The 25922-nt window shown below is 60.5% G+C and carries 31 protein-coding genes and 1 tRNA gene; 9 read left to right on the top strand and 23 right to left on the bottom strand.

What is annotated here, in order from left to right; translation table 11 throughout:
- Positions 1 to 6: 6 nt before the first annotated feature.
- Together Har1129_RS20820 and Har1129_RS00855 are read right to left on the bottom strand one after the other, a co-directional pair.
- On the bottom strand, positions 7 to 294 hold the full coding sequence (locus tag Har1129_RS20820) for a hypothetical protein (RefSeq protein ID WP_151098926.1): 288 nt from the start codon (positions 292 to 294) through the stop codon (positions 7 to 9).
- Between the two features lie 187 nt (positions 295 to 481).
- Positions 482 to 724 carry a hypothetical protein gene (locus Har1129_RS00855; protein ID WP_151098925.1) on the bottom strand — a complete coding sequence of 81 codons (243 nt, stop codon included), beginning with the start codon at positions 722 to 724 and terminating at the stop codon, positions 482 to 484.
- Positions 725 to 970: 246 nt separating this feature from the next.
- Between Har1129_RS00855 and Har1129_RS00850 the strand changes: the two genes are divergently transcribed.
- The gene (locus Har1129_RS00850; RefSeq protein ID WP_151098924.1) at positions 971 to 1369 is read left to right on the top strand and encodes a TRAM domain-containing protein; all 399 of its coding nucleotides are present in this window, start codon (positions 971 to 973) and stop codon (positions 1367 to 1369) included.
- A gap of 2 nt (positions 1370 to 1371) precedes the next feature.
- Here the strand turns inward: Har1129_RS00850 and Har1129_RS00845 are convergent, their stop codons facing one another.
- From Har1129_RS00845 to Har1129_RS00835, 3 genes are read right to left on the bottom strand one after another with little or no spacing between them, the layout of a single operon-like run.
- Positions 1372 to 2076, bottom strand: a complete 705-nt coding sequence (locus tag Har1129_RS00845) for a YkgJ family cysteine cluster protein (RefSeq protein WP_151098923.1) — start codon at positions 2074 to 2076, stop codon at positions 1372 to 1374.
- Positions 2077 to 2112: 36 nt separating this feature from the next.
- Positions 2113 to 2898 (bottom strand): MBL fold metallo-hydrolase, encoded by a 786-nt coding sequence (locus tag Har1129_RS00840; RefSeq protein WP_151098922.1) that lies wholly within the window; start codon positions 2896 to 2898, stop codon positions 2113 to 2115.
- Positions 2899 to 2907: 9 nt separating this feature from the next.
- Positions 2908 to 3177 (bottom strand): helix-turn-helix domain-containing protein, encoded by a 270-nt coding sequence (locus Har1129_RS00835; RefSeq protein ID WP_151098921.1) that lies wholly within the window; start codon positions 3175 to 3177, stop codon positions 2908 to 2910.
- 249 nt (positions 3178 to 3426) lie between these two features.
- Here Har1129_RS00835 and Har1129_RS00830 point away from each other — a divergent pair, with 249 nt between their 5' ends.
- Together Har1129_RS00830 and Har1129_RS00825 are read left to right on the top strand one after the other, a co-directional pair.
- The gene (locus Har1129_RS00830; RefSeq protein WP_151098920.1) at positions 3427 to 4131 is read left to right on the top strand and encodes a class I SAM-dependent methyltransferase; all 705 of its coding nucleotides are present in this window, start codon (positions 3427 to 3429) and stop codon (positions 4129 to 4131) included.
- A gap of 94 nt (positions 4132 to 4225) precedes the next feature.
- Entirely contained in the window at positions 4226 to 5131 is a 906-nt protein-coding gene (locus tag Har1129_RS00825) for a glycosyltransferase family 2 protein (RefSeq protein WP_151098919.1), read from the top strand.
- A gap of 42 nt (positions 5132 to 5173) precedes the next feature.
- Here Har1129_RS00825 and Har1129_RS00820 read toward each other — a convergent pair whose 3' ends face one another.
- Complete coding sequence (locus Har1129_RS00820; RefSeq protein ID WP_151098918.1) at positions 5174 to 5983, bottom strand: amidohydrolase family protein; 810 nt, start codon at positions 5981 to 5983, stop codon at positions 5174 to 5176.
- Positions 5984 to 6158: 175 nt separating this feature from the next.
- Here Har1129_RS00820 and thsA point away from each other — a divergent pair, with 175 nt between their 5' ends.
- The gene (gene thsA, locus Har1129_RS00815; RefSeq protein WP_151102060.1) at positions 6159 to 7718 is read left to right on the top strand and encodes a thermosome subunit alpha; all 1560 of its coding nucleotides are present in this window, start codon (positions 6159 to 6161) and stop codon (positions 7716 to 7718) included.
- Between the two features lie 65 nt (positions 7719 to 7783).
- Here thsA and Har1129_RS00810 read toward each other — a convergent pair whose 3' ends face one another.
- Positions 7784 to 8215: a DUF371 domain-containing protein gene (locus tag Har1129_RS00810; protein ID WP_151098917.1), complete on the bottom strand. Its 432-nt coding sequence runs from the start codon at positions 8213 to 8215 to the stop codon at positions 7784 to 7786.
- Between the two features lie 26 nt (positions 8216 to 8241).
- The gene (locus Har1129_RS20340; RefSeq protein ID WP_191906104.1) at positions 8242 to 8415 is read right to left on the bottom strand and encodes a hypothetical protein; all 174 of its coding nucleotides are present in this window, start codon (positions 8413 to 8415) and stop codon (positions 8242 to 8244) included.
- A gap of 108 nt (positions 8416 to 8523) precedes the next feature.
- Between Har1129_RS20340 and Har1129_RS00805 the strand changes: the two genes are divergently transcribed.
- The 3 genes from Har1129_RS00805 (at position 8524) to Har1129_RS00795 (ending at position 12261) form a co-directional block, all read left to right on the top strand.
- Positions 8524 to 10368, top strand: a complete 1845-nt coding sequence (locus Har1129_RS00805; RefSeq protein WP_151098916.1) for a hydrolase — start codon at positions 8524 to 8526, stop codon at positions 10366 to 10368.
- 266 nt (positions 10369 to 10634) lie between these two features.
- Positions 10635 to 11525, top strand: a complete 891-nt coding sequence (locus Har1129_RS00800) for a coiled-coil protein (RefSeq protein ID WP_151098915.1) — start codon at positions 10635 to 10637, stop codon at positions 11523 to 11525.
- Between the two features lie 37 nt (positions 11526 to 11562).
- Positions 11563 to 12261 carry a LysE family translocator gene (locus Har1129_RS00795; RefSeq protein WP_151098914.1) on the top strand — a complete coding sequence of 233 codons (699 nt, stop codon included), beginning with the start codon at positions 11563 to 11565 and terminating at the stop codon, positions 12259 to 12261.
- On the opposite strand, the gene Har1129_RS00790 is transcribed toward Har1129_RS00795, so the two are convergent.
- Positions 12256 to 12972 carry an HD domain-containing protein gene (locus Har1129_RS00790; RefSeq protein WP_151098913.1) on the bottom strand — a complete coding sequence of 239 codons (717 nt, stop codon included), beginning with the start codon at positions 12970 to 12972 and terminating at the stop codon, positions 12256 to 12258. The genes Har1129_RS00795 and Har1129_RS00790 overlap by 6 nt on opposite strands.
- A gap of 287 nt (positions 12973 to 13259) precedes the next feature.
- Here Har1129_RS00790 and Har1129_RS00785 point away from each other — a divergent pair, with 287 nt between their 5' ends.
- Entirely contained in the window at positions 13260 to 13457 is a 198-nt protein-coding gene (locus tag Har1129_RS00785; RefSeq protein ID WP_151098912.1) for a hypothetical protein, read from the top strand.
- Here the strand turns inward: Har1129_RS00785 and Har1129_RS00780 are convergent, their stop codons facing one another.
- The 8 genes from Har1129_RS00780 to Har1129_RS00745 form a co-directional block, all read right to left on the bottom strand.
- Positions 13458 to 14186, bottom strand: coding sequence for a GNAT family N-acetyltransferase (locus tag Har1129_RS00780; RefSeq protein ID WP_151098911.1), 729 nt, complete (start codon positions 14184 to 14186; stop codon positions 13458 to 13460). It abuts the gene before it with no gap.
- A 333-nt stretch (positions 14187 to 14519) separates the two neighbouring features.
- A tRNA-Gln gene (locus tag Har1129_RS00775) sits at positions 14520 to 14592 on the bottom strand.
- Positions 14593 to 14723: 131 nt separating this feature from the next.
- The gene (locus Har1129_RS00770) at positions 14724 to 15158 is read right to left on the bottom strand and encodes a metal-dependent transcriptional regulator (RefSeq protein ID WP_151098910.1); all 435 of its coding nucleotides are present in this window, start codon (positions 15156 to 15158) and stop codon (positions 14724 to 14726) included.
- On the bottom strand, positions 15155 to 15637 hold the full coding sequence (locus tag Har1129_RS00765; RefSeq protein WP_151098909.1) for a ferritin-like domain-containing protein: 483 nt from the start codon (positions 15635 to 15637) through the stop codon (positions 15155 to 15157). Before Har1129_RS00765 ends, Har1129_RS00770 begins: the two co-directional genes overlap by 4 nt.
- Positions 15638 to 15895: 258 nt before the next feature.
- Positions 15896 to 17107: a Fe-S cluster assembly protein SufD gene (gene sufD, locus Har1129_RS00760; RefSeq protein ID WP_151098908.1), complete on the bottom strand. Its 1212-nt coding sequence runs from the start codon at positions 17105 to 17107 to the stop codon at positions 15896 to 15898.
- Between the two features lie 2 nt (positions 17108 to 17109).
- Positions 17110 to 18540, bottom strand: coding sequence for a Fe-S cluster assembly protein SufB (gene sufB, locus Har1129_RS00755; RefSeq protein WP_151098907.1), 1431 nt, complete (start codon positions 18538 to 18540; stop codon positions 17110 to 17112).
- Positions 18541 to 18576: 36 nt separating this feature from the next.
- A complete protein-coding gene (locus Har1129_RS00750) occupies positions 18577 to 19506 on the bottom strand; it encodes an ABC transporter ATP-binding protein (RefSeq protein ID WP_151098906.1) in 930 nt (309 codons plus the stop codon).
- 125 nt (positions 19507 to 19631) lie between these two features.
- Complete coding sequence (locus Har1129_RS00745; protein WP_151098905.1) at positions 19632 to 22439, bottom strand: DNA-directed DNA polymerase; 2808 nt, start codon at positions 22437 to 22439, stop codon at positions 19632 to 19634.
- A gap of 107 nt (positions 22440 to 22546) precedes the next feature.
- On the opposite strand from Har1129_RS00745, the gene Har1129_RS00740 reads away from it, so the two are divergent.
- Complete coding sequence (locus Har1129_RS00740; RefSeq protein ID WP_004517169.1) at positions 22547 to 22738, top strand: hypothetical protein; 192 nt, start codon at positions 22547 to 22549, stop codon at positions 22736 to 22738.
- Positions 22739 to 23552: 814 nt separating this feature from the next.
- Here the strand turns inward: Har1129_RS00740 and Har1129_RS00735 are convergent.
- From Har1129_RS00735 to Har1129_RS20335, 6 genes are read right to left on the bottom strand one after another with little or no spacing between them, the layout of a single operon-like run.
- Entirely contained in the window at positions 23553 to 23849 is a 297-nt protein-coding gene (locus Har1129_RS00735) for a hypothetical protein (protein WP_151098904.1), read from the bottom strand.
- On the bottom strand, positions 23842 to 24567 hold the full coding sequence (locus tag Har1129_RS00730; protein WP_151098903.1) for a hypothetical protein: 726 nt from the start codon (positions 24565 to 24567) through the stop codon (positions 23842 to 23844). The genes Har1129_RS00735 and Har1129_RS00730 overlap by 8 nt, the downstream gene beginning before the upstream one ends.
- A gap of 35 nt (positions 24568 to 24602) precedes the next feature.
- A complete protein-coding gene (locus Har1129_RS00725) occupies positions 24603 to 25289 on the bottom strand; it encodes a hypothetical protein (protein ID WP_151098902.1) in 687 nt (228 codons plus the stop codon).
- A complete protein-coding gene (locus Har1129_RS00720) occupies positions 25289 to 25576 on the bottom strand; it encodes a hypothetical protein (protein ID WP_151098901.1) in 288 nt (95 codons plus the stop codon). Before Har1129_RS00720 ends, Har1129_RS00725 begins: the two co-directional genes overlap by 1 nt.
- Entirely contained in the window at positions 25569 to 25748 is a 180-nt protein-coding gene (locus tag Har1129_RS00715) for a hypothetical protein (protein WP_151098900.1), read from the bottom strand. Before Har1129_RS00715 ends, Har1129_RS00720 begins: the two co-directional genes overlap by 8 nt.
- A complete protein-coding gene (locus Har1129_RS20335) occupies positions 25748 to 25900 on the bottom strand; it encodes a hypothetical protein (RefSeq protein ID WP_191906103.1) in 153 nt (50 codons plus the stop codon). Before Har1129_RS20335 ends, Har1129_RS00715 begins: the two co-directional genes overlap by 1 nt.
- Positions 25901 to 25922: the final 22 nt, after the last annotated feature.

The following is a 25922-nucleotide window of genomic DNA, read 5'->3' as shown; positions in this document are numbered from 1 at the left end:
TGTCGATCACGTCTCCCGGCCAACACCGGTGATCTCGAATCTGGCCCCGCCCAACTCGCTGTCGGTCGCGCTGACTTCCCGCCCGTGGACGGCGGCGATATCCGCGACGATTGCGAGGCCGAACCCCATCCCGTCAGGCGCTGATTCGAGTTGGGCCACCCCCTCCGATGCACTCGTCGCGGGCTCGATGTCGAACGCGTCCCGCTCTCGTTCGAGAAAGGCCGCCGTCGTCTCCGCGTACTGCAAGTCGTCATCAACGTTGAGGGCCCGAATCGGGGAACCGGCCTCGCCCAGTGTTGCGTCGAGCTATGTGCCAAATTGGTACCAATATATACATTCTCTATCGACAATACGGCCGTGAATATAAGGGGTAGCGTGTCTGAAGCGAAGCGTGAGCGATGACACCGAAATTGTCTCTATGCGAGGCTACAGTACCGCTCGTTCGGTAGGCCGGGTCTGGTCCTCGCCCATGGGTGTGGGGTCAGGCTTCGACCATCCACGTCGTCGAGGAAGAGTACCCCCACTTCTCGACGGCCACGTCATGGTCGCCGTCGGCGATGGCCGTCATGTTCGTCCCGACTTCCTTTGCCGAAAGCCCGAGTTCGTCGCCGATGAGTCGGGACTTGAAATACGTCTGGTCGTCGGCATTGGAACGGAGATACTCCAGAATCTGCCGCTGCTTGTCCGAGAGCGGACTGTCGGGGGTTTGTGCGGTGGCGCTCATTAGTACAGGTACTAGCAGTACCGAGACACCCTTATGGGATTTGGTACAGACGGTTAACGGCCTGCCGTCCCGCGGTTTTCCTCGATCAAGGCGGGGATACTGCCGCGAGTTGGGCCACGTAACAGGGAGTTGGTACAGGCGGGAAACACCGTGGGTGCTCTCCTCGCCCCGCAGTTGTGACTGGTCGTTCGCTCCGGCAGTTCTTTAGTAATGGCCCGTTTTGTGGCCGAACGGAGGTCTATCACATTGGAAATCTCGGATCAACTGCTGTGTCTGTTCAGTGCCGATATCCGCGACGAGGGGGACCGGTACGTCGTCGAGGTCCCGCGTCGAGAGGTCGAGACGGGCGCAGTCGCCTCGGGCAGTACCTACCGTGTTGCGCTCATCTCCACAGACGAGGAGACAGAGAGGGACGAAGAGACGGTGTCAGACACGCCACCGGACCAGCCACAGCCACCGGTCGAACCGGGTGAGACGCGCTACGTCGAGATCGAAGACATCGGCAAGCAGGGCGACGGCATCGCCCGTGTCGAGCGCGGCTACGTCATCATCGTTCCGGGGGCCGAGATCGACGAGCGAGTCAAGATAGAGGTCACCGAAGTCAAGTCGAACTTCGCAGTCGGCGAAATCATCAACGACATCTGAAGCTACTCGTAGGGACTGCCATCGGGGCGCTTCGCTCCTTCGGAGTCGTGGACGACGATCTGTCCGGCTGACGGGTCGACGGGCCGATAGTTGTCGCGGACGCCGATGGCTTCCGTCAGTTCTCGAATAGCACGTTCCTTGAGCGCTGCGGCCAACTCCTCGGCCTCGGCTCTGGAGATGTCCTGACCGAGTCCCTCGCACTCGTGGGCCCGGACCATGCCTTCCTCGTCGACGGCTTCGCCCATCGGCTGGCTGGTCCCGCCGAGGGCGACGCTGAACGGGTAGGTCTGACAGATGAGCGGGCGGTCGCCGTGGACCGTACAGGCACCCATTCCGTCGTCGGCTTCGGCGTAGAAGGTGCAGTCGCCGCAGTCGTCGGTCTGGAGCGCCCACTCGAACGTCTCGCCCTCGGGACCGTCCGAGCCGTCGGCCAGTCCGTACGGCATCGGTCGAGCCACGTCGCGGAAGTCGTACTCCTCGGCCGCCTGTAGCTGCCGGATCTCGTCAGGGAACACTGTCGCTGTGTGGGGTTCGGGATCGGACTGGTCGCTAGCCTCCTCGCTCGCTCCGCCCTCGCCGCACGCCGATTCGGCCTTACAGCAGGCCCCACAGCGAGTACATTCGAACCCGATGGTCTCGATAGCGTCGGCTAACTCCGACTCGTCAAGCGCACGGGCCCGTTCGAGTTCGGTTTCGAGGGACTCCACGGCCGTGGTAGCGGGCCAACGGTGAAAAAGGGCGCGTCACCGCACCGGGTTCGGCAAGGCGCGTTCGCCGTCCCACGAGATAGCGCCCTCGACAGCCAGTTTTTCGAGGTGGGCAAGCACTGTTGCGCGGGCCAAGTCGCGCACGCCGGTAAGGTCCTTCTCGTAAGCGCCGTCAAGGACTTCCTCAAGCGTGTCGGCCCCGTCGTTGACAGCCGCCCGAACACGCCGCTCGCGTTCCAGTCGGTGGTCGATGAGCCGAGCACAGGTCTCTCGGGGGTTCTCGATACGCGGCCCGTGGCTCGGCAGCAGCATGTCGGGATTTCTGGCGTGAAGGCGACGCAGTGACGTGAGGTAGGCGCGAACGTCGCCCTCGGGCGCGCCGACGACGACGCTACCCTCGGCGACAGCGAGGTCACCGGAGACGACGGTGCCGTCGGTTGTGAAGGCGACGTGCTCCGGCGCGTGTCCCGGCGTATCGAGGACGGTGACCCGGCCGACATCGGTCGGAATCGTCGTCCCGTCGCTGAACAGTCTGTCAGGAGAAACGCCGGTCGCGGCCTCGAACGCGCTCGCTCGGCCACGACGTGCCCAGACCGTCGCATTCGTCTCTCTGGCGTAGTGTGCGACGGCACCGGCGTGGTCCGGGTGGTGGTGCGTGACCGCGATGTGGGCGAGGGTGCGGTCGTTGAGAAGCGAATCGAGCGCATCGTCGGTATCTGCAGGGTCCACGAGAAGAGCCGCCTCGTCGCCGCAAACGTATGCAGCCGTGCTGCCGGTCGGTGCCCGTGTCGGGACGGACACGTCGGCCCGCTGCCAGTCCATGCCGGCGGGTCAGACCGTGAGGAAATAAACCTGTTTGCGTGCGTCGGTGAAACTGTACCGGGAGTCGACCAGTTCGGAGTCCTCTAGTCTGTTCAGTGCATACCTGACAGTCCGGTCCGGGAGCAGCGAGTTCTCGGCCAATTCGCCCTGTGACAACGGGGCGTCGTCTTCCAGCACCTTCGCGACGAGCTTCGCGCTCGGCGGGAGTTCACGCAGCGTGTCGCGGAACTCCTCGTCGGTGAAAGGTGCTGGTGCAGCGTTTTCAGTTAATGCGCTCATAGTGGCTGATATTCAAGACTTACTGGTAAAACTTGGCTATATGCATGACCAAACAATACAGATTCTATGAAGTGTTTAATGTACCCTTATACAGGACTGCCATCGTGCGGTTCTCGGCTCTATCCAGAAAACACGCCCAGAACTGTCAGGGTAGAGAGTACGGCCGCATCTGGCCTGACCGGAAAACAGCCCGACGGATGAAAGGGGATTCCAGTATCGTTTTATCCCCCGCGGGGTGAGCAATACACCGTGAAAGGGCAGGAGTGGTATCAGGCCGACACCGTGGCCGAAGAGTACGAGGCCAAGCGGTTCTCCCGCGGCGGTCGGCTGATCGATCGACGCGAGAAACAGGCCGTCCTCGACGCAATCGGCCCTGTGGCTGACAAGGACGTGTTAGAGGTAGCTTGCGGGACTGGACGGTTCACTGTGATGCTGGCCGAACGCGGCGCAGACATCACTGGGCTGGACATCTCGGGACCGATGCTCCAGCAGGGCCGTGAGAAAGCACAGGCGACTGGTGTCGACGATCACGTCGAATTCATGCGGGGCGACGCCGCCCGGCTGCCGTTCCCGGACGACCATTTCGACACCGTGTTTGCGATGCGCTTTTTCCATCTGGCGGACACGCCAGCGGCATTTCTCGCGGAGATGCGCCGCGTCTCGAAGGAACAGGTCTTCTTCGACACGTTCAACCGGTTTTCGACCCGGTCGATTTACAACTGGGCGCTCCCGATGGGATCGCGGCTCTACTCCCGCTGGGAAATTGACCGGCTGCTAGACGGGGCCGGGCTGGAACTGACCGACGCGAATCACGATTGGTTGCTTCCGTACGGGTTCTACCGGAAGATTCCGAACGAGCTGGCCGCCTCGTTCCGCTCGCTCGATACGGCACTCGGAGGCACGCCGCTCGGCGAAAAGCTGGCCTCAGTGTCGTACTGGAACACCCACGTATAGCGTGTTGCCGCTTGAACGACCCGTTTTCTCTGCGTAAACAAGTTGTCGCCGTCTCCCGCGACTTTTAAGCGCCTTCGCCGCCGTACCCAGAGGTATGGATATCTCGGTAGTGGTCCCGACGTTGAACGGCCGGGAGGAGTTGACCGGCTGTCTGGACGCACTCACCGAGCAGGTTCCCGAGGCCGAAGTAATCGTCGTCAACGGCCCGTCAGCCGACGGGACGACGGGCATGGTCCGCGACCGGGATGACGTGTCTATTCTCGTTGAAATCGCTGACCGCTCGGTCACGGTCGCCCGCAACGCAGGAATCGACAGGGCAACGGGAGACGTTATCGCGCTCATCCATCAATCGCTCTCAGTCGAGTCCGGCTGGGCTGACGCCGTGAAAAGCGAACTTGCGGGGGCAACCAAAGCTATCACTGGGCCGACACACCAGCAACTGTGGGCCGGGATGACGACCGAAACAGAGGAAACACGGACGATAGCCGGCCGCGACGTGACGTATTTCAACCCCGGCAACGTCGCGTTCGATGCCGAGGTGCTGGAAGCACTCGACGGGTTCGACGAGTACCTGAACGTCGGCAGCGCCCGGGACTTCGCACACCGGATGGCCGCCAGCGAGTACGGCGTCGACTGGAGTACAAAAATGTGCGTCAGCCGCGAGTTCGAGGCCGACGGCGGCATCGCGGAGACTGACTGGAACTGGAAGTACCGCTCGCTCGCCTATCGGCTGGTGAAGAACTACAACGTTCGGCCGACTGTGTTGCGGCGACTTCTCAGTCATGCGGTCGGTGACGCGAAGGACGCGCTGGTCGATGTCGTACGCGGGGAGACGACGCCGTCCCAGTGGCTCGGCAACGGGCAGGACGTGTTCGGCGGCGTCGGGTCCGGAATCGTCGACGGGTTTCGGGCACGCATGATCGACCGGACGACCCGCCGGAATCCGAACGGTCGGTCCGCGCGCGCTGACCGCGCGGTGACCGTGTACGACTGGCGGTGACCCTAGCCGCATCCGTCCGGCCGGAACGGTAGCTGCCGGCGGTCAGGGGGCCAGCGCCTCGATGACACGGTTTGGATTGTTCGAAAACACCTTTCGCATCGCGTCTTCTGGGACGTCCAGCGTCAGAATCTCCATCACGGCCACGTTCGGGTGGACACTGGGGACGCCGCTCCCGAAGAGAACACGGTCGGGATGTTCTAGAATCGCCCGCTCCATCGGCCGCCGGTAGCGGACTGCGCTGGTGTCGAGATACAGATTGTCGTGGGTTCCCAGCAGGTCGATGGCCTGCTCCATCAACTCCTGCTGGAGTGGGTGCGCGCCGAAGTGCGAGAGGATGACCGGGAAGTCGTACGCTAACAGCGACTCAGCGACGGCTTCAGGTGGGAACCCTTCACCGCCATGGACGATGACGGGCAGCGACACCGCCTCCAGTTCTGCGAGCACGTCCTCGTCCGGCAAGCCGTCGGCCGGTGGATGGAGCTTGAAGCCGTAGAACCGGTCGTCGTAGGCGTACTGTTCGATGTCCGCAGGCGAAGTGTGGTCATCCGTGCGGCTGCTCGCAAGGTTTCGAAGGGTCGACCCGGGACCGCTTCCCGGGTCCCGAGCGCCGTTGACTCTGGCGAAGGCGATCATCGGCCGCTCGACAGTCATCCGGGCGACGGCGTTGTTCGCTTTCAGATACGAGCCATCTCGCTCGTCAGGAAAGACGACGGAGCGGACGACGCCGGCCTGATGCATCTCCCGTTCCAGTTGCTCCGGGTCACCCATTCCGTCTCTGGGTCGGCGGTGCTCGTCAGGCTCCAGCCGTGCGTGTACGTCGACAACGCGGAACCCGTGCTCCAGCTCCAGCATCTACTGTACGGTGTGTATACACCCATATTAAAAGATGTGTAGGTCCGGCCGTGATTACGGGGACAGCACGGCGCTGTCACCCGACGAGCGGCCTTCGGTGTTAGAAAGTTTTATATAGAACCGCTTGCCTTGTCTTAAGTGAGGTTCAACACATATGTCATCTGGCCAGCGACGCATGGGCGGCCAGCCTCTTTTCATCCTTGATGAGGACGCCCAGCGCACACACGGGAAGGACGCACAGTCATCGAACATCTCCGCCGGAAAGGCCGTAAGCGAGTCCGTACGGACCACGCTCGGTCCCCGCGGCATGGACAAGATGCTCGTCTCCGACGACGGTGATGTGGTTATCACCAACGACGGGGCGACCATCCTCTCCGAGATGGACATCGAACACCCCGCGGCCCAGATGATCGTCGAAGTCGCCCAGACCCAAGAGGACGAAGTGGGCGACGGCACGACGACGGCGTCCGTGCTGGCCGGGGAACTGCTGACCAAGGGCGAGGACCTGCTCGACGACGACGTCCACCCGACAACAATCGTCGAAGGGTACTCCGCCGCCGCCGAGCTCGCACAGGACGCGATCAACGAGATCGTCCTCGACGCTGACCTCGACGACGAGACGCTCGTCGAAGTCGCCGAATCCTCGATGACCGGCAAGGGCACCGGTGACGTCGAGGCCGAGAAACTCGCTGAAGTCGTCGTCGACGCTGTCCGTCACGCCAAGAGCGACAACGGCGTTCGCCGGGACAACATCGAAGTCCACACCCAGACGGGTGCGGCTTCCTCCGCGACCAAGCTCGTCGAGGGCGTCATCGTCGACGAGACGGCCGTCCACGACAACATGCCGACCTCGGTTGAGGACGCATCCATCGCAGTCATCGACACCGAGCTCGACGTCCGCGAGAGCAACATCGACGCCGAGTACAACGTCTCCAGCGTCGACCAGCTCAACGCCGCCCTCGACGCCGAGGAGCAGGAACTCAGCGGCTACGCCGAGGAAGTCGTCGAGAGTGGCGCTGACGTTGCCTTCGTTACCGAGGATGTCGCCGACCGCGTCGCCTCCCAGCTCGCCAAGGAAGGCGTCTTCGTCGCCGACAGCATCGGTTCCTCGACCGCCAAGGACATCGTCGAGGCCACCGGCGCAAAGCGCGTCGGCTCCCTCGAAGCCCTTGACGAAGACGCACTCGGCCACGCCGACAGCGTCAACGTCGAGAAGCAGGGCGACGACGACGTGACGTTCATCACCGGCGGCGCGACCGCCGAGTCCGTCACGGTCATCGCTCGCGGCTCCACCGAACACGTCGTCGACGAACTCGAACGCGCGCTCAACGACGCACTCGACACCGTCATCGCCGCGCTCGACGCCGGCGGTGTGGTCCCCGGCGCAGGCGCGACCGAAATCGCCATCGCCGACCACATCCGCTCGGAAGCGGCGTCCATCGAGGGCCGCAAGCAGCTCGCCGTCGAAGCGTTCGCCGACGCCGTCGACGTGCTGCCCCGCACGCTCGCGGAGAACACGGGCCTCGACGCCATCGACGCACTCGTCGATCTCCGCGCCGAACACGAGAGCGAGGGCATCGCCGGCATCATCAGCGAAGGCCAGACCGGCGTCGTAGATGACCCCGTCGACTACGGCATTCTCGACCCCGCCGCTGTCAAGCGCGAAGCGGTCGACTCCGCCACCGAGGCGGCAACGATGATCGTCCGCATCGACGACGTCATCTCGTCGTCGTAAGCCGTTCACAACCTGTTTTCTTTTGACTGCGCCGGAGAGCGGCGCGACCGATACCAGAAGACCGCCTACTCGCTACTGGGTTCGACAGACAGCGTCAGCGTCGCATCGTGCCCGTCAGCGAGCGCGTCGACGAGGTCGCGGTCGACATCACCGGCCGCCGCGTCGGCGTTTACCATCACGGTCCGGTCGTCGACGTAGTCGCTCGTCCGTAGGACGTGGCTCCGGTCGTTCTCGAAGGACAGGTCGGGGTGGCCGGTCCCAGTCACGGTAACAGTCTGGTCGCCGGCCTCAATAGTCGCCGTGATCGTCGCGCCGGCGTCCCGGCAGGCCGCCACGAACTCGTCGTCGAAGTCGGCGGGGACGCGGTCGGCTTCGATAGCGAGGATGCAGTCGCCTGCAGGGGTCAGAAAGTCGTCGCTCGTTACTTCCAGCGTGCTGGCGTGTTCGCCGGAGACGTTCTCGTGGCCCTGTGCATGGACCACTTCCTCGAGTGTCATACCTCCCGGTCACCGCCGGGCGTACTTCAGCGGGACGACTCCGGCCGGACGACGGTAACCGTCACCGCACCGCACTGGCACTCGTGGGCCTCACGGCGGCCAGCGTCGGTCTCGAACACCAGCGCCGGCTCGCCGAGCGGGCGCTCGCAGTGCTGGGCCTCACAGGTGAGTGTCGCCGCTTCGTGCAGTTCGGTGAGCATATCTGGATAGTAGGTGGCTACCTATGTCAAAGCGAGCCATCCCCGGAGTGAAAGTGAAAGTGAAGCCGTGGGGCAAAGGATATGCCCCCGCGGAACGGGCCACAAGGTATGTCGCTGGAGTGGCGCGGCGCGGCGGTTGCGCCGGACGACGAGATGCCGTCCCCGGGGGCGTGGGAACCGGTGTCAGTGCCCGGCCGGCCCGAACAGTTCGCTGGGGCCGGGGCCGTAGCCTACGAAACAACGTTCTCGGACCCGCGGGACGAGAGCGACGCACACGCCTTGCTTGTACTGAACGGGACCTACGCACACACACGCGTGTGGTGCAACGGCGATTTGCTCGCCAACCACGACGCCTACTTCGAGCCGCTCCGGGTTCGCCTCCCCGAGCGCGAGGAGTACCGAGTCGTCGTGGAGTGTCGCGCGCCGGAGGGCCGCTTCGGCGGCCTGCACGCGACTGACCAGCTTCCGCCGGAGCGCTGTGTCCCGGGCATCTGGTGGGACGCGACGCTCGAAACGCGGCCGGACCCCTGCGTGAGCGAGCTCTCGGTCCGACCGCAAGTGTCGGACGAGGGCGTGATTGACGCGACTGTCGAGGTGTCGGCAACTGTCCTGACGGCGGAGCCACTCGACGACCGGATGACTCTCTCGCTCCGGCCGGAAGGCAACGTACGCAGCGGGGGGATGATGGACCGGGCCCGCGTCTCGACTGATGAGGAGACGGCGACGGTGACCTACACGATGGACGTGCGAGATCCGTCGCTGTGGTGGCCCCACGACCGCGGCGAGCAGTCCCGGTACGTCCTCAGGGCAAAACTTGGCGACGACGAGCACTCGGTGATGACGGGACTTCGAACCGTTTCCTACGACGACGGCCTGCGAATCAACGGCGAGAACGTGCCGGTTCGTGGCGTGACGCTGCTGGACCCGACCGCGGAAGATGTCGCACGGGCCGTCGACGCCAATGCAAATCTGGTCCGGGTTCGGGCGCAAGGGACGCCGCCCGAGGTAGCTCGCGCCTGTGACGACCACGGCGTCCTACTCTGGCAGGACCTCCCGCTGTCCGGCCCCGGGTCGTTCGACAGCGAACGAGGGGCCGACCTCGCAACGCGCCTCGACGGGGTCTACGCACAGTATCCCAGTTTCGCGGCGGTCGGCGTGCACGACGAGCCGGTGTCGTCGTACGCCGACGGACTGGGGTCTGGCGTGCTCGACCGACTGCGCTTTCGGTGGCGTGCCTGGCGAGTCGGTTACGACAGCGCGGACGACGAATCGGTAGCATCGGCTGTCGACTCGGTCCCGACGTTCCCGGTCGTCGGGCCGCCCGGAATCGACCCCGACGCGGCCACGCTGTACCCGGGATGGAAGTACGGCAACACAGCCGACCTCTCGTGGCTCTGTTCACAGTTCGGCGTCGGCGATGTCGTGGCGGGCTTCGGGGCCGGTGCGCTGGGAACGCCGGACCCGGGCGACAGTCCCGGATTCGATAGCGCCTGCCACGACCGCCACGTCGATGGCGGCCTCGACAAATCACAGGCGTATCAGACCGGCGTCGTTCGCGAGGTCGCCGAGATGCTCCGTCGACGCAACGCGTCCATTGTCGTCGTCGACAGCCTCCGTGACGTCGGTGGCGCAGGCACAGGGTTGCTTGCCGCTGACGGGACCGAGAAGACGGCCTTTAGCGTTCTCGCCGACAGCTATGAGCCCACGCAGGTCGTCCTCTCGGAGCCGACCCCCGGTGAGCAGGATATCGTTGTCCTCCACGACCGTCCGGAGAAAGCGGAACTCACCGTCGAATGGGACCGCAACGGCGACCGCGAACAGGCCGAACACACCGTCGGGCCGTTCGCCCGCGTCACCGTCGATACGCTCACCCTCTCGGCCGGTGACGACGTGACGCTTGCCGCCACCGACGGCCAGACTGTTGTCAAGAACGAGTACCGTATTAGCGAGTAATATACAGGCGTGATATAGCAGGGAGCCTCGGTGTGATATTGGCCGTCTCACCGCCGAAATAGGGCGTGTGAGACGTTGGCGCGGTATTCAGTGCACCGGAATGTTTAAACAATATCCACCTCTATTCATAGACACCAGAACGCTTCCGCGTTCAGGCAGTATCGCTTTCAGCCCAACATGAGAGGGAACCCTTGTTATTGGTGTCAGCCCCTCAGTAGTGGGCCGACTGTCTGTGCTGAAGCGGTGATGGCATAGAGGATTCAACAATGGCAGACTCGATAGACGAATCAAAGAACGTTACAGTAACCGAAGAGGATCTCGAAAACAAATCGAAAGGCGAGCTTATCAAACTCGCCGGCCAGCTCCGTGACCGACGGAACGAGCTGAACCAGATGGCGTCCGAGCGGGCCTCCGCCCGCGATGACCTGAACGCGAAGACTCGCGAGAAGGTCGACGAAGCGCAGGAACACCGCGAGAAGCGCGACGAGCTCAACGAGCAGGTTCAGGAACACAAGGACCAGCGCAACGAGCTCAATGCGGAAGCAAACGAGTTGTTCGACAAGGTCGACAACCTGAAAAACGACCTCGAACTCGACGAGGGCACGTCGGTCGACCAGCTCAAAGAGGAGATCGAAGACCTCGAATTCAAGCAACAGACTGAGGTACTCTCCTCGGAAGACGAGAAAGAGCTCATCGAGAAGATCGAGACCAAGCGCGAGAAGCTCCAAGAGAAACAGGAGAAACTCGATCAGGGCGGCGACCTCGAAGAACTCAAAGAGGAAGCAGAAGAGGTCCGCTCGGAAGCCTCGAAGCACCACCAGAAGGTGACCGAACTGGCCGACGAGGCCCAGAAGCACCACAACGAGATGATCGAGGCCTACCGCGAGGCCGACGAGATCCGTGACGAGGCCGACGAGAAACACGAGGAGTTCGTCGAAGCGCAGGAAGCGGCCGACCAGCACCACGAGGACTTCGTCCGCGTCCAGAAGCGCCTCCGCGAACTCGACAAGAAGGAAGAGGAGCAGGAACGCTCCCAGCGCGAGGAGAAGCAGGAAGCCGCGCGCGAGGAAGCCGAGGAGATTTATCAGAAGTTCAAGGAAGGCGAGACCCTCGACACCGAGGACCTGATGAAGCTCCAGAAGGCCGGCAAGCTGTAAGTCTGCGGGATTTTCTCTCTGTTTTCACTGACTGTAGATGCATCACTCACTCGGCCTGCTCCAGCTCGGTGCGCTCTCGCTCGTCCCGACAGCCCTCGGTGGCGTCCTGTTCGGCCTCGCACTGGCCGCACCGCCGGGCCCAATGAACGCCGTTATCGCCGAGGAGAGCGCCTTACGAGGCTGGCGGGCCGGCTTCTTCGCCGGCCTCGGCGCGATGACCGCCGACGCCTGTTTCCTCGTCCTCGCCGTGCTCGGCGCTGCCACGGTCATCACCGAGACACCGGGGGTTCGACGCGTGATGGTCGGTGCCGGTGGGCTCCTGATGCTCTGGTTCGCCTACGGAGCAGTGCAAGAAGCAAATACAGTAGTGACCGACGAGTCCTCGTCGGTCACGTCTGGAGACAGTCGCGGCTTTCGTAAGGCGCTCGTCTTGGCGCTGACAAACCCTTATCAGGTCGCCTTCTGGCTCACCGTCGGCGTCAGCCTCCTCGAACCGGGCGTGGTCGACGTGGCGTCGTACGTGCCCGCGGTCGGAGCCGATGCACTGACGGTCCAGACAGGGCATCCAGTGCTGTTAGCCGGGTTTTTCGGCGGTATCGGCCTCTGGATTACGGGGTTTCCGGCAGCGATTGTCGCCGCGAGAACGCGCATCGAACGGCTCGCACCGCTAATCGCGTGGGTCAGCGCCGCTGTTCTCGCCGGGACCGGCGTTCTGTTCTTACTGCGGGCGCTATGAGTCGCCCATTCCGGTCGCCACATCGTCGAGGTCGTCTTCGACGGCCATTTCGGCGACCTCCATCGTCAGCCACTCTTGGAACCAACGCGTCCGCTTGAGCCGCTGGTGGACGATGGACTCGGCCGTGTCGCTCTCGACGCGCTCGCGGGCGTCCTCGCCGCGCTCGATGACACGGTCGACCATTTCGGCCGCGTCCATGTGCGTCCGGGACTCATACCCCATGCGCAACAGCATCAGCGCAGTCCCGTTTGCACCGACCTTATCCAGAATATCTGCCTCGATGAGGCACTGGACCTCCAAGGGCAACTCGTTCAGCGGCCCTTGGAACGAGTGGGCCTCAACGGCGGAACAGACCTGTTCGATGAACGATTCGGGGTAGTCACCGTGTGCCCTCAGATACTCGCGTGCGATCCGAGCGCCGGCTTCGGCGTGGAGATCCTGCTCGGCCTCCAGTTTCGCGATATCGTGAAACAATGCTGCCACGCGAGTCACGTCCACGTTCGCCCCTTCTTTACGGGCGATTTTTGTCGCGATATCGACGACGTTGAGGATGTGGTTGAAGCGATACTCCGCAGAGTGCCACGGGTACCAGCGCATGCGGCCGCCTTCTTCTTCGTTTTCGACGCTCGCCGCGAGGTAGTCGTGGACGAACTCCTTCATATCCTCGAACGCGTCGGCTGAGACAGGTGACTCCCTAATCTCGACGCCCACAGCACCACCTCCGGAGACGGATTTCGATAGTCATCTTACACATATAGACGTACGTTCGACTCTTTAGCGTTACGACAGGGAGAACGGCTGCCACACCCGGCATTTCTGGATGCAAACAGCGTCGCGAAACCGGCCTGTGGAGCAGCGCCCCAGACAGCGGACAGCCGCCATCACCGTCCCCGACTCCGTGTCAGGTGGAGCCTCTCTCGGATGACAGCCGACGACTGGTTCTCAGCGGCTGGGAACATTAGTCCGGCTTTTTACAGCTAATAGATAAATCAGCACATATGCCTCTCCAGCCACTTCACACGCCCGTCGGCGATGCATCGATTGTTACCCACGCGATAAACGAACACGCGGTGACTGACGTACTCGTCGGCGTCGGTATCGCCCTGTGTCTGTTCGGACTGTACTACAAGCTGATACTGCTCCCGGCGAACAAGCAGGAATCGTCACAGCGAACGGGGGACCAGTCGCCGCCGTAATTACAGGTAGGCGGCGTCCCAGCGCATCGGCTTGCGAACGTTTCCGCAGTTGTCACATTCGATCCGGCCCATCGAGTCCATCGCGTTCGCCAGCGTTTCGCAGTTACTGCAGTAGTAGCCATAGCGGTCGCTCCCTTCCTCTGTGACGTGGACCACGTGGAACGGCGCCATCGACCCGGACTCGTGGTTGTTGTGGTCAACATAGACCGTCCGGCTGTCGTCAGTTATGGGCTCGCGTCCCAGCTCGTCGGCGTCGGTATAGAGGTTCTCGACGTAAGTCCGTCCGGCGATGTCGACTTCACCCGTGCCGGCGCGTTCGAAGCCGCGGTCCTCGTAGAAGCTGTTGCCCTCGACGTTGTCGGCGAGCACGCGTCCCTGAAGCGTCTCGGCGCCGCGGTCATGGAGTTCCCCGTGGGTCTCATCGAACAATGCTGACCCGATTCCCTCGCCTCGGTACGCCGGGTCGACGTGCAACCAGAGAATCGTCCCGATACTATCGCCCGACAGAACGCTCTCTGAGAGGCCGACCACCTGCCCCTTCTGCTCGCCAACGAGAAGCAACCGATTACTCTCATCGTCAAGTATGTCCCCGATGCGCTCCTCGTCGTACCACTCCTCGATGGCGCTCGTGATCGCCTTCGGCCCCAGCGAGTACGACGCCGCTAATGAACGACGCGCCACGTCACGGATAGCTGGCCGGTCCGACGGCACTGCCTCCCTGATTTGCATATGCCACTAGTTGGCATGGAACATCATAAATCTACAGTTCGATGTCAGTATTTGGGACACTCGTTCGGCTATTCATGCGGGGGGACTGCAATTTGTGGCCACGACCGCCCCGTGTCTGTCCACTGTCCACTCGCTCTCGTATCGGGGCATACAGAAACCGGCCGCTGTTTGCTTTTTCCTCACAGCATAGTCCGCCAGCCGCTATTCGTCCTCACTTTGTTCGGATAGAATAGTCCCGGGCGGATTCGAACCGCAGTCGCTCCGCGTTGCTTCACTCCCTGCTTCGAATCCGCTGACCATATTTGTCGCTCACGGTATTACTCGCGACAAAAGTAGTCCCGGGCGGATTCGAACCGCCGTCAAGGGCTCCAAAGGCCCTTATGATTGGCCACTACACCACGGGACTTCGCTTCGCTCGTCCCGTGTACCTCGCAGAACCGTCCGGTTCTGCTCACCACCACGGGACTGCACTCACTCTGAGTTATCCGTATTCAGGATAATCGACGGAACGCACTTGAACGCTTCGAGAGCGGTCGGTCAGTCGCTGGTGACTTCCGCCTCGACTTCGAGCAGACCACAGACGTCGCCCTCGGGGTCGAAACAGTCCGGACACTGTGGTTTGCGGTCGATAATCGTGTCGAGGCGCTCGGCAACCGTTTCGTCGATAACGCCCTCTAGTTGCTTTGCCTCGGCCCTGAACTCCTCGACCTCTAGCACTTCGATGAGGAACCGCTCGATGATGCAGTAGTTCTGGAGCGCCTCACGGGCCTGTGCGATGCCGTCGTCAGTGAGGTCGACGCCTTTGTACTTCTCGTGGTTCAGCAGCCCTCGGTTTTCGAGTTTACCGATCATCTCATTGGCGCTCGCCGGGCTGACATCGAGCATGTCCGCCACGTCGCCGGTGGATGCCGGGCCGTCTTCTTGCTGTTGCGTGAGATAGATCGCTTTCAGATACTGGGCCTGCGTGTTCATTGATAATCCTCCATCAGGTCAGTCACGTCTTCGACGCCCTCTGCCTCGTCCTCGCGGATGTCCGACAGCACGGCAAGCAGCCGCTCGCGGTCGATAGTGAACGTCACGTCGGACGCCTCAATCGCGTCGATGAGGTCGTCGTAGAACTTGTACGCCGTCTCCTCGTTACAGAGCTGGTCGTACAGCACGCCATCGAAGTCTTTGTCGGCTTCGTACTGGGCCTCGACTAGCATCTCGATTTCCTCGAACGGGACGGTATCCGCTTCGAGGTCGTCGATGAGCGCCTCCAGTTGCCGGCGGTGGTCGGCCGACTCCGTCTCGGCGTGTTCGAGGAGGTCGAGTACTGCCTGTTCGTGCTCACCGCTCGTTTCCTCTGCGTGCTTGGCCGACCGTGCCTCGACGACCTCTTCGAGGACGATACCGATCTGTAGCAGCCGGGCGAGCTGATGGTCGGACGCGACCGGCTGTGTGAGACTCACGGCAACACCCCCGCTCGGCGCTGTGCTGCAGTCATACACGTAGTTCAGAGAGGGCCGGACTTAAGCGGTTCCCTGTCGCCGCTTGGTCGCGCAACTGGCCGTTGCTCACTCTTCAGACGCTATCGGTACAAACCCGCTCGTGACTCTCAAAGCGGCCAGCAGGTCGACTGCTTCCGGGGTTACAAAGCCACGCAAACGACCACGTACACAGCCGTCAAAAGAACGAGTTCTTTCGAGCCTACGAGAGTAATCGGCCGATTACTCGCGCAGACGCTCGTAGATCAGCTGGTCGAGGTCTTCGCGGAGTTCGTCGACCTGCACCTCTTCGAGTACAGGGACGTAGAACCCTTCGACGAGCATATTCTTCGCTCGCTCCGGGTCGACACCGCGGGAGGTCATGTAGAACATGTCCTCTGCGTCGACCTGCCCGACCGTCGCGGAGTGGGAGGCCTCGGTGTCGTGGTTGTTGATGATGAGCTTCGGCGACGCGTCGGCCTCGGAGTCATCGGAGAGCATGAGCGTGTTCTCACGCTGGTAGGATGACGTGTCCCATGCCTCGCGACCGACATCTTGGACGCCTTCGTACACCGAGCGGGCGTCATCGTCGAGAACGCCGCGGGTGACGAGGTCGGCGATGGTGTGTTCGGCCTCGTGCCAGACACGCGACGCGATGTCGAAGTGTTGGTCTTCGTGGCCGAAGAACGCGCCCAGAATCTGGGATTCGGAGGAGTCGCCCAGCAGTCGGGTCTCGACGTTGGACTTGGTCAGGCGGGAGCCGATGTTGCCGTCGATCCAGTTGACCGTGGCGTAGGTGTCGGCGTGGCCGCGCTTGACTTGGAAGTTGTAGGTCTCCTCCGAGAGGTTCTGGAGCGCACCGTACTGGACGTAGGCGTTCTCCTCGGCGACGACTTCGACGATGCCGGAGTAGTACTGGTCAGCGTCGGTCGTTTCGCCGGTCTGCTGGCGCTCCAGAATCGTCACGGACGAGGACTCCTCGGCGAGGACGAGCGTGTAATTGAACAGCGACTGGCTGTTCATCGTCGTCCGGATTTTCACGTCCTCGGCGTCGACGCCCTCGGGGACGTAAACGACCGTGCCGGCCGAGAACAGGGCCGTCGACAGCGCAGTGAGGTAGTCCCGCTGTGGGTCGACAGTGCTGCCGAAGTGCTCCTTGACGAGGTCCGCGTGCTCTTCGAGCGCCTCGCTCCAAGACAGCACCTCGACGCCCTCTGCGTCGACGCGATCTTTGTCCTGTGCGTAGTCGAGCGGGTCGACCAGCGACTCGTATTCGAGCGCGTCGAGGTTCGTCCATGTGCGACCCGGCGTCCGGATGACATCCGGCATCTCCAGATCCTCGAGCGCTGCGAGCGCGTCCTTTCGCGTCTCCAGCAGCCACTCGGGCTCGCCGAGATCCTCTGAAATCTGTTCCACCTGACTCTCTGTGAGATTGGCGTGTACCTGCGTACTCATGGTTATCCGAGCGACCCCTCCATCTCCAGCTCAATGAGGCGGTTCAGCTCGACAGCGTACTCAATCGGTAGTTCTTCCGTGATTGGCTCGATGAAGCCGGCGACGATCATCTGCTTGGCGTCGTCGTCGTCCAGTCCGCGGGACTGGAGGTAGAAGACGTCCTCGTCGCCGATCTTACCGACGGTCGCCTCGTGGGCAACGTCGACTTTGGACTCCTGAATCTCCATGTACGGCATCGTGTCCGAGGTGGACTCGTTGTCGAACATCAGCGCGTCACACTCGACGGAGGTCGAGGAGTTCTCGGCGCCGTCGGCGATGTGGACGAGGCCGCGGTAGTTCGTGCGGCCGCCGTCCTTGCTGATGGACTTGGACTCGATGGTGGACTTCGTTTCGGGGGCGTTGTGGTAGACCTTCGCGCCCGTGTCGATGTCCTGCCCCTCGCCGGCGAAGGCGATGGTGATGTGGTTGTCTGTCGCGCCGGGACCTTTGAGGACGGTGGAGGGGTACAGCATCGTGGCCTTCGAGCCCATGCTGCCGGAAACCCACTCCATCGTACCGTCGGCCTCGCAGATGGCGCGCTTGGTGTTGAGGTTGTACGTGTTCTTCGACCAGTTCTGCACGGTCGAGTACTGGACGTGGGCGTTCTCCTTGACGAACACTTCGACGCCGCCGGAGTGGAGGTTGAACTCGGAGTACTTCGGGGCGGAACAGCCCTCGATGTAGTGGACCTCGGAGTTCTCCTCGGCGATGATGAGCGTGTGCTCGAACTGGCCCATCCCGTCGGAGTTCATGCGGAAGTACGCCTGCACCGGCATGTCGACCGTGGTGTCCTCGGGAACGTAGACGAACGACCCGCCGGACCAGATAGCGCCGTGCAGCGCCGCGAACTTGTTGTCGCTCGGCGGCACGGCCTTGGTCATGAAGTACTCTTTGAGGATGTCTTCGTGTTCTTGGACGGCCTTGTCCATGTCACAGAAGATGACACCCTTGTCTTCCCAGCGCTCCTGCATGTTCTGGTAGACAATCTCGGACTCGTACTGCGCGCCGACGCCCGAGAGGGCGTTCTTCTCGGCTTCCGGGATGCCGAGCTTGTCGAAGGTGTCCTGAATCTCTTCGGGGAGGTCGTTCCAGTCATCGACACCGCCACGGGTCTCGATGTCGGGGCGGATGTACGGGACGATCTCGTCGACGTCGACCTCGGAAAGGTCAGGTGCGCCCGGCCAGCCATCCGGCATCGGCATTTCGTGGAACTGCTCGAGTGCACGCAGGCGGCGTTCGAGCATCCATTCCGGCTCGTTCTTGTCTTCGGAGATGACCCGGATGGTCTCCTCCGTGAGGCCCTTCTCCGCTTGGAAGGCGGACTTCTCCTCCTTCTTGAACTCGAAGCGCTTCTCGGTGTCGGTCTCTTTGAGGTGGTCTTGATCTGAACTCATAGTGTGTGTAGTGTTATCGCTGTGTACGGAAGGGCGTTACGCGGCCTCGTAGGCTTCCTCTCGGACCCAGTCGTACCCCTCGTCTTCGAGCTTTTCGGCGAGTTCAGCGCCACCGGAGGTGGCGATCTGGCCGTCGAGCATCACGTGGACGTGGTCGGGTTCGACGTAGTCGAGGATGCGCTGGTAGTGGGTGATCTGGAGGATGCCCGCGCCCTGCTCGTCACGGAGCGCGTTGATGCCGTTGGAGACATCCTGTAGTCGGTCGATGTCCAGCCCGGAGTCGATCTCGTCGAGCACGGCGACCGAGGGCTCGAGGATCGCGGCCTGAAGGACTTCGTTTTGCTTCTTCTCGCCGCCCGAGAAGCCAGCGTTGAGATACCGGGACGCGAACTTCTCGTCCATGTCAAGCTGTTCCATCTTCTCCTGAAGGATCTCTTGGAACTCGGCGACGCCGATTTCGCCCTCTTCGACGTTGCCCTCCATCGGGGAGGTGTCGTAGCCGGCGGCGTCCTCGTTGGTGTCGCCGCCCTCGGCTTCGGCCTCCTCTTCTTCGTCGTCCTCGAACAGCTCTTCGCGCTCTTCGAGCTTGGCGTTGAGCGCGGTGCGGAGGAAGTTCACCATCGTGACGCCCTCGATCTCGGCCGGGTACTGGAAGCCGAGGAAGATGCCGAGCGCGGCGCGCTCGTTCGGTTCGAGGTCGAGCAGGTTCCATGTCCGGAGGTCCTCCGGGATCTCTTCGTCACCGAACTCGTTCTCGTCGAGGTGGATAAGCACTTCCCCGTCGGTTACATTGTAGGCGGGGTGGCCGGCGATGATCTTCGCCGTCGTGGACTTTCCTGAGCCGTTGGGACCCATCAGCGCGTGGATCTCACCGGACTCGACTTCGAGGTCGACACCGCGAAGAATCGTCTCACCGTCCTCTTCTGCGACTTCTGCGTGGAGATTGTTGATTTCGAGTTTAGCCATAGGTATCTCTTAGGTCAACCGAAAGAAGGTACGTTTCACCCATGAAGCTTTCGCATTGCCGTGAACTCAACTTTAGTATATAGAAATAATATTTCTTTCAGAGATAAGCGCTCGCCCTCTGTGGGTTACATGAAACTACTGAGTCCCGTCTGTTCCTGACCGGATTTGACCTCCTCCCAAGAGATGTCCATCGCCTCCAGAATACGTGCAATCGGGCCTTTCAGCGTCTTATCGAGCATCTTGTCCCAGTCGATCTCGAACTCCGCTGGAATCTGGTCTGCGTACTCGAAACAGATTACATCGGGGTCCCGACGGAACTCGCCGTACAGCGGGTCCCGCTGGGGGTCCAATCCCTCCTCGTCCTCGATACGCTGGAAGAAATCGGAATGGACTCGGTCGAGATACAGCCGCTTCGGTTTCGAGCCGCTCTGGAAGTTCGTCCCCAGCAGGAGGTTGGCGTATTTCGCGCCCCGCACCTGTGCAGTGTCGGTGTCGTAGTTGTCGAGTTTCTTCCCGATACCGCCGGGGATACCCACGTCGTCGTAGTTGACGTTCCCGTCTTGGTAGTCCTCGATAACGTCGCTGACGTACTGCTTGATCGACTCGGCGTCTTCCCCGCGAACGATGCGGTCGATGACCTCCTTCTGGACCCGCTTCGTGATGGGTGCGATGTCCGACCGCTGGTACTCGAAGCCGGTGATGTCGATGTCGTCGACGTGCTTGCCCTCCTTCCAGACGATGTTGCCCGCGTAGCGCTTCTTCTTGCCCGCCTGGAAGAACCGGCGGTAGAGCTTCTCGAACTCGATCTGGAATCGGTGGTCGCTCGCATTGAGCTGCTCCATCGCGAACTCGTCGTAGGAGTCGTTGATGGTCTCCTCCAGTTCGAACCCCTTCTGGATGGTCGTGGCGATGAGTTCGAGTTCGTCGTCGCCCATCTCGGGGTGCTTCTCACGCATCTCGTCGGTGACTTCCACGTCGCCCTCTACGTCGTCGGGGCCGACATCGCCGAGTTGGAGCATGACTGAGTCAGTATCCCCGTATACGACTTCGTACCCCTCGTTTGCGACGACGTTGTCGGTGTAGTCGATAACCTCGCGGCCGGTGGCGGTAACGGCAGCTCCCATCTCCTTGTCGTAGAGGCGGAAGCGGTCCCATCCCAGCACGCCGTATAAACTGTTCATTATCACCTTAACTGCCGCTTGCTGGCGGTCTAAGCGCCCATACTCCGGGTTTTCGGGATCGAATTCATTTCGCTTGGCCTTCTTTTCTTCGCGTTCTGATAGGAGTTCGTCGACCATCTCCCGGATGACGCCGTCCGGTTCCTTCCGGAAGTGGGTGCCGTTGGGGGCGCGGTAGGTATCGCCGTCGTAGGCATCGGGGTCGACTTTTGTCTCAGGGCTGGCGTTCGTGGTGACCATGCACATCGGATACAGCGATTTCAGGTCCAGCACTGTGACGTTCTCGCGGACGCCGGTGATCGGGTCGAAGACGGCCCCGCCCTCGTAGTCCTCACTCTCTTGCTGGCCCTTCGAGGGCAGTGCGAACTCGCCGTGGAGCTTGTGGAGAACGTACATGTCGACGGCGTCGCCGGGCGTCGTCGCGTCTTCCAGTTTGCAGCCGACGAAGGTGCGGACCTCGTCCCAGAAGTCGATGATGTCCTGCTCGCGGTCGAGTTCGACACACAGCTCCACGTCCCGGAGGTTGTACTCCAGCAACTGCTCGGGGTCCTGTTCCCAGAGATCGCCGATGTCGCCGGTGTAGCGCTCCTTGCCGACGCCGAGTTCCTGCTCGCCGACGGCGTCGAGCCGGTAGGATTCGAGTTCGGTGAACTGGGTGCGTTTGTAGGCATAGAGGAGGTCGAAGACGACCCGACCCTTGATGTCCGGGCCGCCCCAGCCGGAGCGCCAGACCTCGTCGACCCGCGACAGGCGGTCAATCTGCAGGTCGTAGTCGTGGGTGTAGCTCTGGAGTTCCTCCAGCCGGTCGAGGAAGTACGGCGCGTCGAAGTCGTCGAAGTTCCAGCCAGTCAGCACGTCCGGGTCGGTGTCGACGATGTAGTCGACGAACGCCTCCAGCATGGCCTCCTCCTCGTCGAAGACGCGCACGTCGGCCTCGAAGTCCTCACGAATCGGGTCGTAGCCGGCCAGCGCCTCGGGGCCGTCGATGCCGTCGGGTGACTCGTACAGCCAGACGACGTACTCGTCGCGGTAGGAGTCGTGGGAGGTGAGACAGATAATCGGCTCCTCGCCGTCCTCGGGGAAGCCGTGGCGGTCGTCGACCTCGATGTCGAAGGTGTTGACCCGCGGGTCGGCATGGGCCTCGACCGGCGTTATCTCTTCGTGGTGGACTTTCAGGCTGTCGTCGTCGAGTTCGCGGGCCGGGACGCGAACGCCGCTCGTGATGTCCTTGTCGATGAGCAGGCGATTGGGGAAGAGGATGTCCGCCTCGTAGTGGTCGAAGTCGTCACGTATCTGGCCCACATCGCGTGGTGTCTGGCCGAATATCTTCGTCAGGCGCTCGCCCCGGATCGATTCGTAGGGCTCGCCGTCCTCATCGACTGCTTCCCATCCGGAGATACTGCCGTACTGCCGGAGCTCGTCCTCGGTGACGCTGTCGGTCGGCGCGTAGAAGTAGGGTTGGAAATCGAAGACCCGCGCATGCATCGGCTCGTTGTCGTCGGTGCGCCCGAAGACGTGAACGACCGGGAACTCGTCGCCGCCCTGCTCCTCGATGGTGTAGTCGACCTGTGTGACAACGAACTCGACAGTCTCCTCGACCGGCGGGAACTCGCGCTCGTCGAGATCGACGACGCTCGCCCCACCGGTTTCGCTCCCACCGTTGCCCGCAATAGCTGCCGCTTCGTCGGCGACCGGGCGGTCCTCCTCCGCGTCTTGCTCGAAGGCCCCCAGTGTTTCCTGATTCCCGTCACTCATTCTTGGCCATGCTTCGAGATGCCGCATAAAAACACCGACGGTCGGCGGGATGTTGCCACAGGCAGAAAGTATATGTCATCGAGTACCATACCCAAGTTTGACGGCCAATGTCGCACCACGCATCCCCCCACGGCGAGGCGGATAGGTCCGAAGAACTGCGGTCGGAGCCGGCGCTCCCGGACGCCATCCAGACGACCGAGACCTACGAAACCGAGGAGGGGACAGTGTTCTACGACGCCGAGAACCCGCTCGCGTGGCTACAGACCGATACGGCGCTCACCTTACAGGAGATTGCATAAGCCCGTTTTCAGGGGTTACGCAACTTGCCGCTTTGTATAGCCCCACGCAGTAGGGTATGCTCTTGCCCGCTGGCGGTTCGAGTGTATAGTAGGTGCCAATACACCTATTTCTTTCGACCGTTCAAGGCCACAATTCCGATTAGACGCGTCGCACGCGGGATAAGACGCCAATTCCTCAATGAGTGTATCGCTCTACCCTATGGAGAAAGATACGGAACAGCAATACTTGCCGCCTTTCTACAGTCGTGCGACTGAAGCAGTCGCCCTAAAGAGTGCGAATTCGATAATTCGCACAAAGTCGTTCTCATCTTATGGGGATGTAGGATCCAAGTCGGTATCAGAACCACTACTTCGTGCGAAGACGTAGTATTCGCACTCAATGGTGCGGAGTTATCCGCACAACAGCGACCGCTGAGAGAGAGCCAAAGACTGCCCCATACCCCTTCAACCCGCCCGTCGAAATTGGGCAAGTAGGTAACATCTTTTTTATCGGGGTGCGGGGTGCATTGGGGCAAGAGAAACGTAGTATTATTACCACGCATATATAGCAAAATCAATAACAGAATTTAAACTTAATTTTTTCTATCAGATAGAAAATAATCCAATAGACTGGCCTTTTTAAGCCCCTTTTATACCATAAGCTCAAAAACAGTAGTGAAGCGGTGGGATTCCGCTTCAACTTCAATTAGCTTGCTGCTACCTGTGGAAGCTTGAAGTGTTGTCCATGTGGCGGGGTTAGTCACCCGCCACTGTTGTCTGTTTCTCGTTGTGGCTACTATTTTCGGCCACGACGTTTTATCGCTGATAGATTCGTCTACATGAATTTTGCCATGCCTGTGGGTTCATACTCGCTGAGACGTTTCTGTTCCTTATCAATAATCTTCGAGTAACCACTCTTTTTCCTCTCTATAGATACATCAAGTTCCTTCGCAGCATGCCGAACAGATTGGCGGCTTATATTAAACAACTGACCTATTTCAGCTAAGCTAAGATGTAATTCGTTATGTAGGCAATCTAATACTCTTGCATCCCACCACGGCCTTTGTTTCTCAGATAGGAGTCTGGAAACTTCTTCATTATCGACGGAAATATCGTAGGGATATTCAGTCATCATAGAACACTCCCATTGCATCAACAATACTAAAGTCACAATCTTTGAGGTATTCGACTACATCATCTCTACGCTTCAGCCGTCGCTGAAACAGTTTAGGTAGCGTCTCAGTTTCTTCGAGTAAGTTTAATGCGGTATTTGTTTCTGCATCGCTTAAACTGCCCTCAAACACATCTGCGACGGCGCTATCTACATCAGAACGTCGCACTTTCTCAGCGATGTGCCTATCATTGGCGATTAAGATAGCTCCGATTGCTATCTTTTCTAAGCTATGTCCAGTCCCATCAACTCCGCTGGCTAAGGTTCGTGCCTCATTTATTGTAGCTGAAGGTACCTCGAATTTAGCACCGATACGCTCTACAGTTTCCAGCTTATCTTGGTGCGCTCTACGTCCAGTAGTATCAGATGGATTAGAAATCTGAGACTCAAGCCCATCACCGTCCTCATACGATGGGCTGGCTCCCTCATTTATCAGCCAGAGGCGTCTCCAGCGGTCTTGCTGGCCTTTTGGAATATCGGACCTATCAAATCTGCTACCGTTACTGCTATCCCCGTCGTACTCTCGCTCACCACCAAACTCAGATAGCTCAAAAGCGTCACGCTCTCGCACTACGGTTTTAGGGTCATGTGCCGTATCGCCTATCTCTCTGCTAAGGTTATCGCTGCTACTATTCCACTGAATATTGCTGCTGCTGCCTATCGCTTCTGTTGTAGTCATATTGATAATTACTGCTGTCTGTTTCAGTTTGCTAACTATTCAAAATCCGAACTATTCACGGTAAGGCCCCGAGTTTCAGATTCGTTGAGTGTAGGCCCACCAAGACGGATATCATCTCTCTCACCGTCGTCTACATTCCCTTCGAGAAGTCCAACACGCTTTAGCTCCTCTCGAATATCTGATGTTTTGACCGTCCAGCGCGGCTTAGAACTATCACGCCCGTAGTTCCGTTCAGATTCCAAAAACTTCTGAATCTCGGCAATAGAGTAGCCACAATCTACATAGAGATATTCGAGTAGTCGAGAATCTGTGTAGATGGGGGTACGGAACTGTTCCGTATCCACGACCGTGCCATCAGGTAGCTCTAATTCGCTCTCAGATGGCTGTGCATCGTCTTCAACTGATTCTAAGCGGTCTACATCATGCAGTTCAAGCGCCTTGCTCACAACCGTTACATCGGCTCTCAATTCATCAGAGATATCACGGACGCTCCCGATAAGCGAGTGTTCTGCGAGAGTTTCCAGAACCCCGCTGGCATCTGGTGAGAGAATATCATCACCGCTCGGATATTTGTTGTAATCCCGATTTAAGAGTGGGTCACCATTCGAGAATCCAACAGCGGGATAATCTCGTTCAAATGCTGCATCGGCTTCATCAGCACATTCATCAGCATGTTCCCCATTTCTTTCTCGTGCCGCTTCGAGTTGTTCTTTATTCAACATTACTCGCCACCTCCGTAGGCCGACCGCGGCACAGCGTAGTAGAGTTTCTCATCGGCCACATCAGTGCCCAGAATTTCCGCCCTGTCCGCTACCTCTGTGCGGCCTACATCAGTGCTCAGAACGACGTATTCAGACTTCTCTCCACGGCCAACAACACTGATTTTAAAGGTGCCATCGCCTTGCTGACCTCCACCAAAGTGACCACAATCTTTCCGACCAAACTCGCTCGGTAACTCTACTGTAGAACCCACAGAGGGAGAAAACACGGTACTGAATATCTCACTCATCGTACATTTCCCTCCGTTCCTCACGGTAATCGGCAAACTCGTCGGGAATGTGGCTGAATGTACCATCGTTCGGTTCGGGGTAATGCTCTTCGCAATAATAATAGCCGCTCTCATCAGGAAATTCAGGGAGAATGATGGTACATTCATCTTCGGCGCATGTTTCGTCGGACATCAGAATCCGACCTCCGAATCATCGGCCAGCAGTTGCTTAGCCCCCTCAGCAGCTACATAGCCGAGTGGTAGCGATTCGTCTTCGCTATCTCGTGCGGCCTTCAGCGTACTTAGTTCGCTCTGTGATACTCGAATTTTCTTGTTTCGTGCCATTTTAAATCAACTCCAAAAACGT

It is taken from the genome of Haloarcula sp. CBA1129 (assembly GCF_008729015.1).
Lineage (GTDB): Archaea > Halobacteriota > Halobacteria > Halobacteriales > Haloarculaceae > Haloarcula.
This window is presented reverse-complemented; position numbering and strand designations above follow the sequence as displayed.

Bases quoted from the DNA above. Each gene is read 5' to 3' on its own strand.
- Har1129_RS00820 (WP_151098918.1), bottom strand. From the start codon at position 5,983: ATGCTGGAGCTGGAGCACGGGTTCCGCGTTGTCGACGTACACGCACGG.
- Har1129_RS00745 (WP_151098905.1), bottom strand. From the start codon at position 22,439: ATGAGTGACGGGAATCAGGAAACACTGGGGGCCTTCGAGCAAGACGCG.
- Har1129_RS20340 (WP_191906104.1), bottom strand. From the start codon at position 8,415: ATGCTCACCGAACTGCACGAAGCGGCGACACTCACCTGTGAGGCCCAG.
- Har1129_RS00840 (WP_151098922.1), bottom strand. From the start codon at position 2,898: ATGGACTGGCAGCGGGCCGACGTGTCCGTCCCGACACGGGCACCGACC.
- Har1129_RS00835 (WP_151098921.1), bottom strand. From the start codon at position 3,177: ATGAGCGCATTAACTGAAAACGCTGCACCAGCACCTTTCACCGACGAG.
- sufB (WP_151098907.1), bottom strand. From the start codon at position 18,540: ATGAGTTCAGATCAAGACCACCTCAAAGAGACCGACACCGAGAAGCGC.
- Har1129_RS00750 (WP_151098906.1), bottom strand. From the start codon at position 19,506: ATGGCTAAACTCGAAATCAACAATCTCCACGCAGAAGTCGCAGAAGAG.
- Har1129_RS20335 (WP_191906103.1), bottom strand. From the start codon at position 25,900: ATGGCACGAAACAAGAAAATTCGAGTATCACAGAGCGAACTAAGTACG.
- Har1129_RS00780 (WP_151098911.1), bottom strand. From the start codon at position 14,186: ATGCAAATCAGGGAGGCAGTGCCGTCGGACCGGCCAGCTATCCGTGAC.
- Har1129_RS00720 (WP_151098901.1), bottom strand. From the start codon at position 25,576: ATGAGTGAGATATTCAGTACCGTGTTTTCTCCCTCTGTGGGTTCTACA.
- Har1129_RS00735 (WP_151098904.1), bottom strand. From the start codon at position 23,849: ATGACTGAATATCCCTACGATATTTCCGTCGATAATGAAGAAGTTTCC.
- Har1129_RS00715 (WP_151098900.1), bottom strand. From the start codon at position 25,748: ATGTCCGACGAAACATGCGCCGAAGATGAATGTACCATCATTCTCCCT.
- sufD (WP_151098908.1), bottom strand. From the start codon at position 17,107: ATGAGTACGCAGGTACACGCCAATCTCACAGAGAGTCAGGTGGAACAG.
- Har1129_RS00740 (WP_004517169.1), top strand. From the start codon at position 22,547: ATGTCGCACCACGCATCCCCCCACGGCGAGGCGGATAGGTCCGAAGAA.
- Har1129_RS00855 (WP_151098925.1), bottom strand. From the start codon at position 724: ATGAGCGCCACCGCACAAACCCCCGACAGTCCGCTCTCGGACAAGCAG.
- Har1129_RS00785 (WP_151098912.1), top strand. From the start codon at position 13,260: ATGCCTCTCCAGCCACTTCACACGCCCGTCGGCGATGCATCGATTGTT.
- Har1129_RS00800 (WP_151098915.1), top strand. From the start codon at position 10,635: ATGGCAGACTCGATAGACGAATCAAAGAACGTTACAGTAACCGAAGAG.
- thsA (WP_151102060.1), top strand. From the start codon at position 6,159: ATGGGCGGCCAGCCTCTTTTCATCCTTGATGAGGACGCCCAGCGCACA.
- Har1129_RS00795 (WP_151098914.1), top strand. From the start codon at position 11,563: ATGCATCACTCACTCGGCCTGCTCCAGCTCGGTGCGCTCTCGCTCGTC.
- Har1129_RS00770 (WP_151098910.1), bottom strand. From the start codon at position 15,158: ATGAACACGCAGGCCCAGTATCTGAAAGCGATCTATCTCACGCAACAG.
- Har1129_RS00825 (WP_151098919.1), top strand. From the start codon at position 4,226: ATGGATATCTCGGTAGTGGTCCCGACGTTGAACGGCCGGGAGGAGTTG.
- Har1129_RS00805 (WP_151098916.1), top strand. From the start codon at position 8,524: ATGTCGCTGGAGTGGCGCGGCGCGGCGGTTGCGCCGGACGACGAGATG.
- Har1129_RS00725 (WP_151098902.1), bottom strand. From the start codon at position 25,289: ATGTTGAATAAAGAACAACTCGAAGCGGCACGAGAAAGAAATGGGGAA.
- Har1129_RS00810 (WP_151098917.1), bottom strand. From the start codon at position 8,215: ATGACACTCGAGGAAGTGGTCCATGCACAGGGCCACGAGAACGTCTCC.
- Har1129_RS00730 (WP_151098903.1), bottom strand. From the start codon at position 24,567: ATGACTACAACAGAAGCGATAGGCAGCAGCAGCAATATTCAGTGGAAT.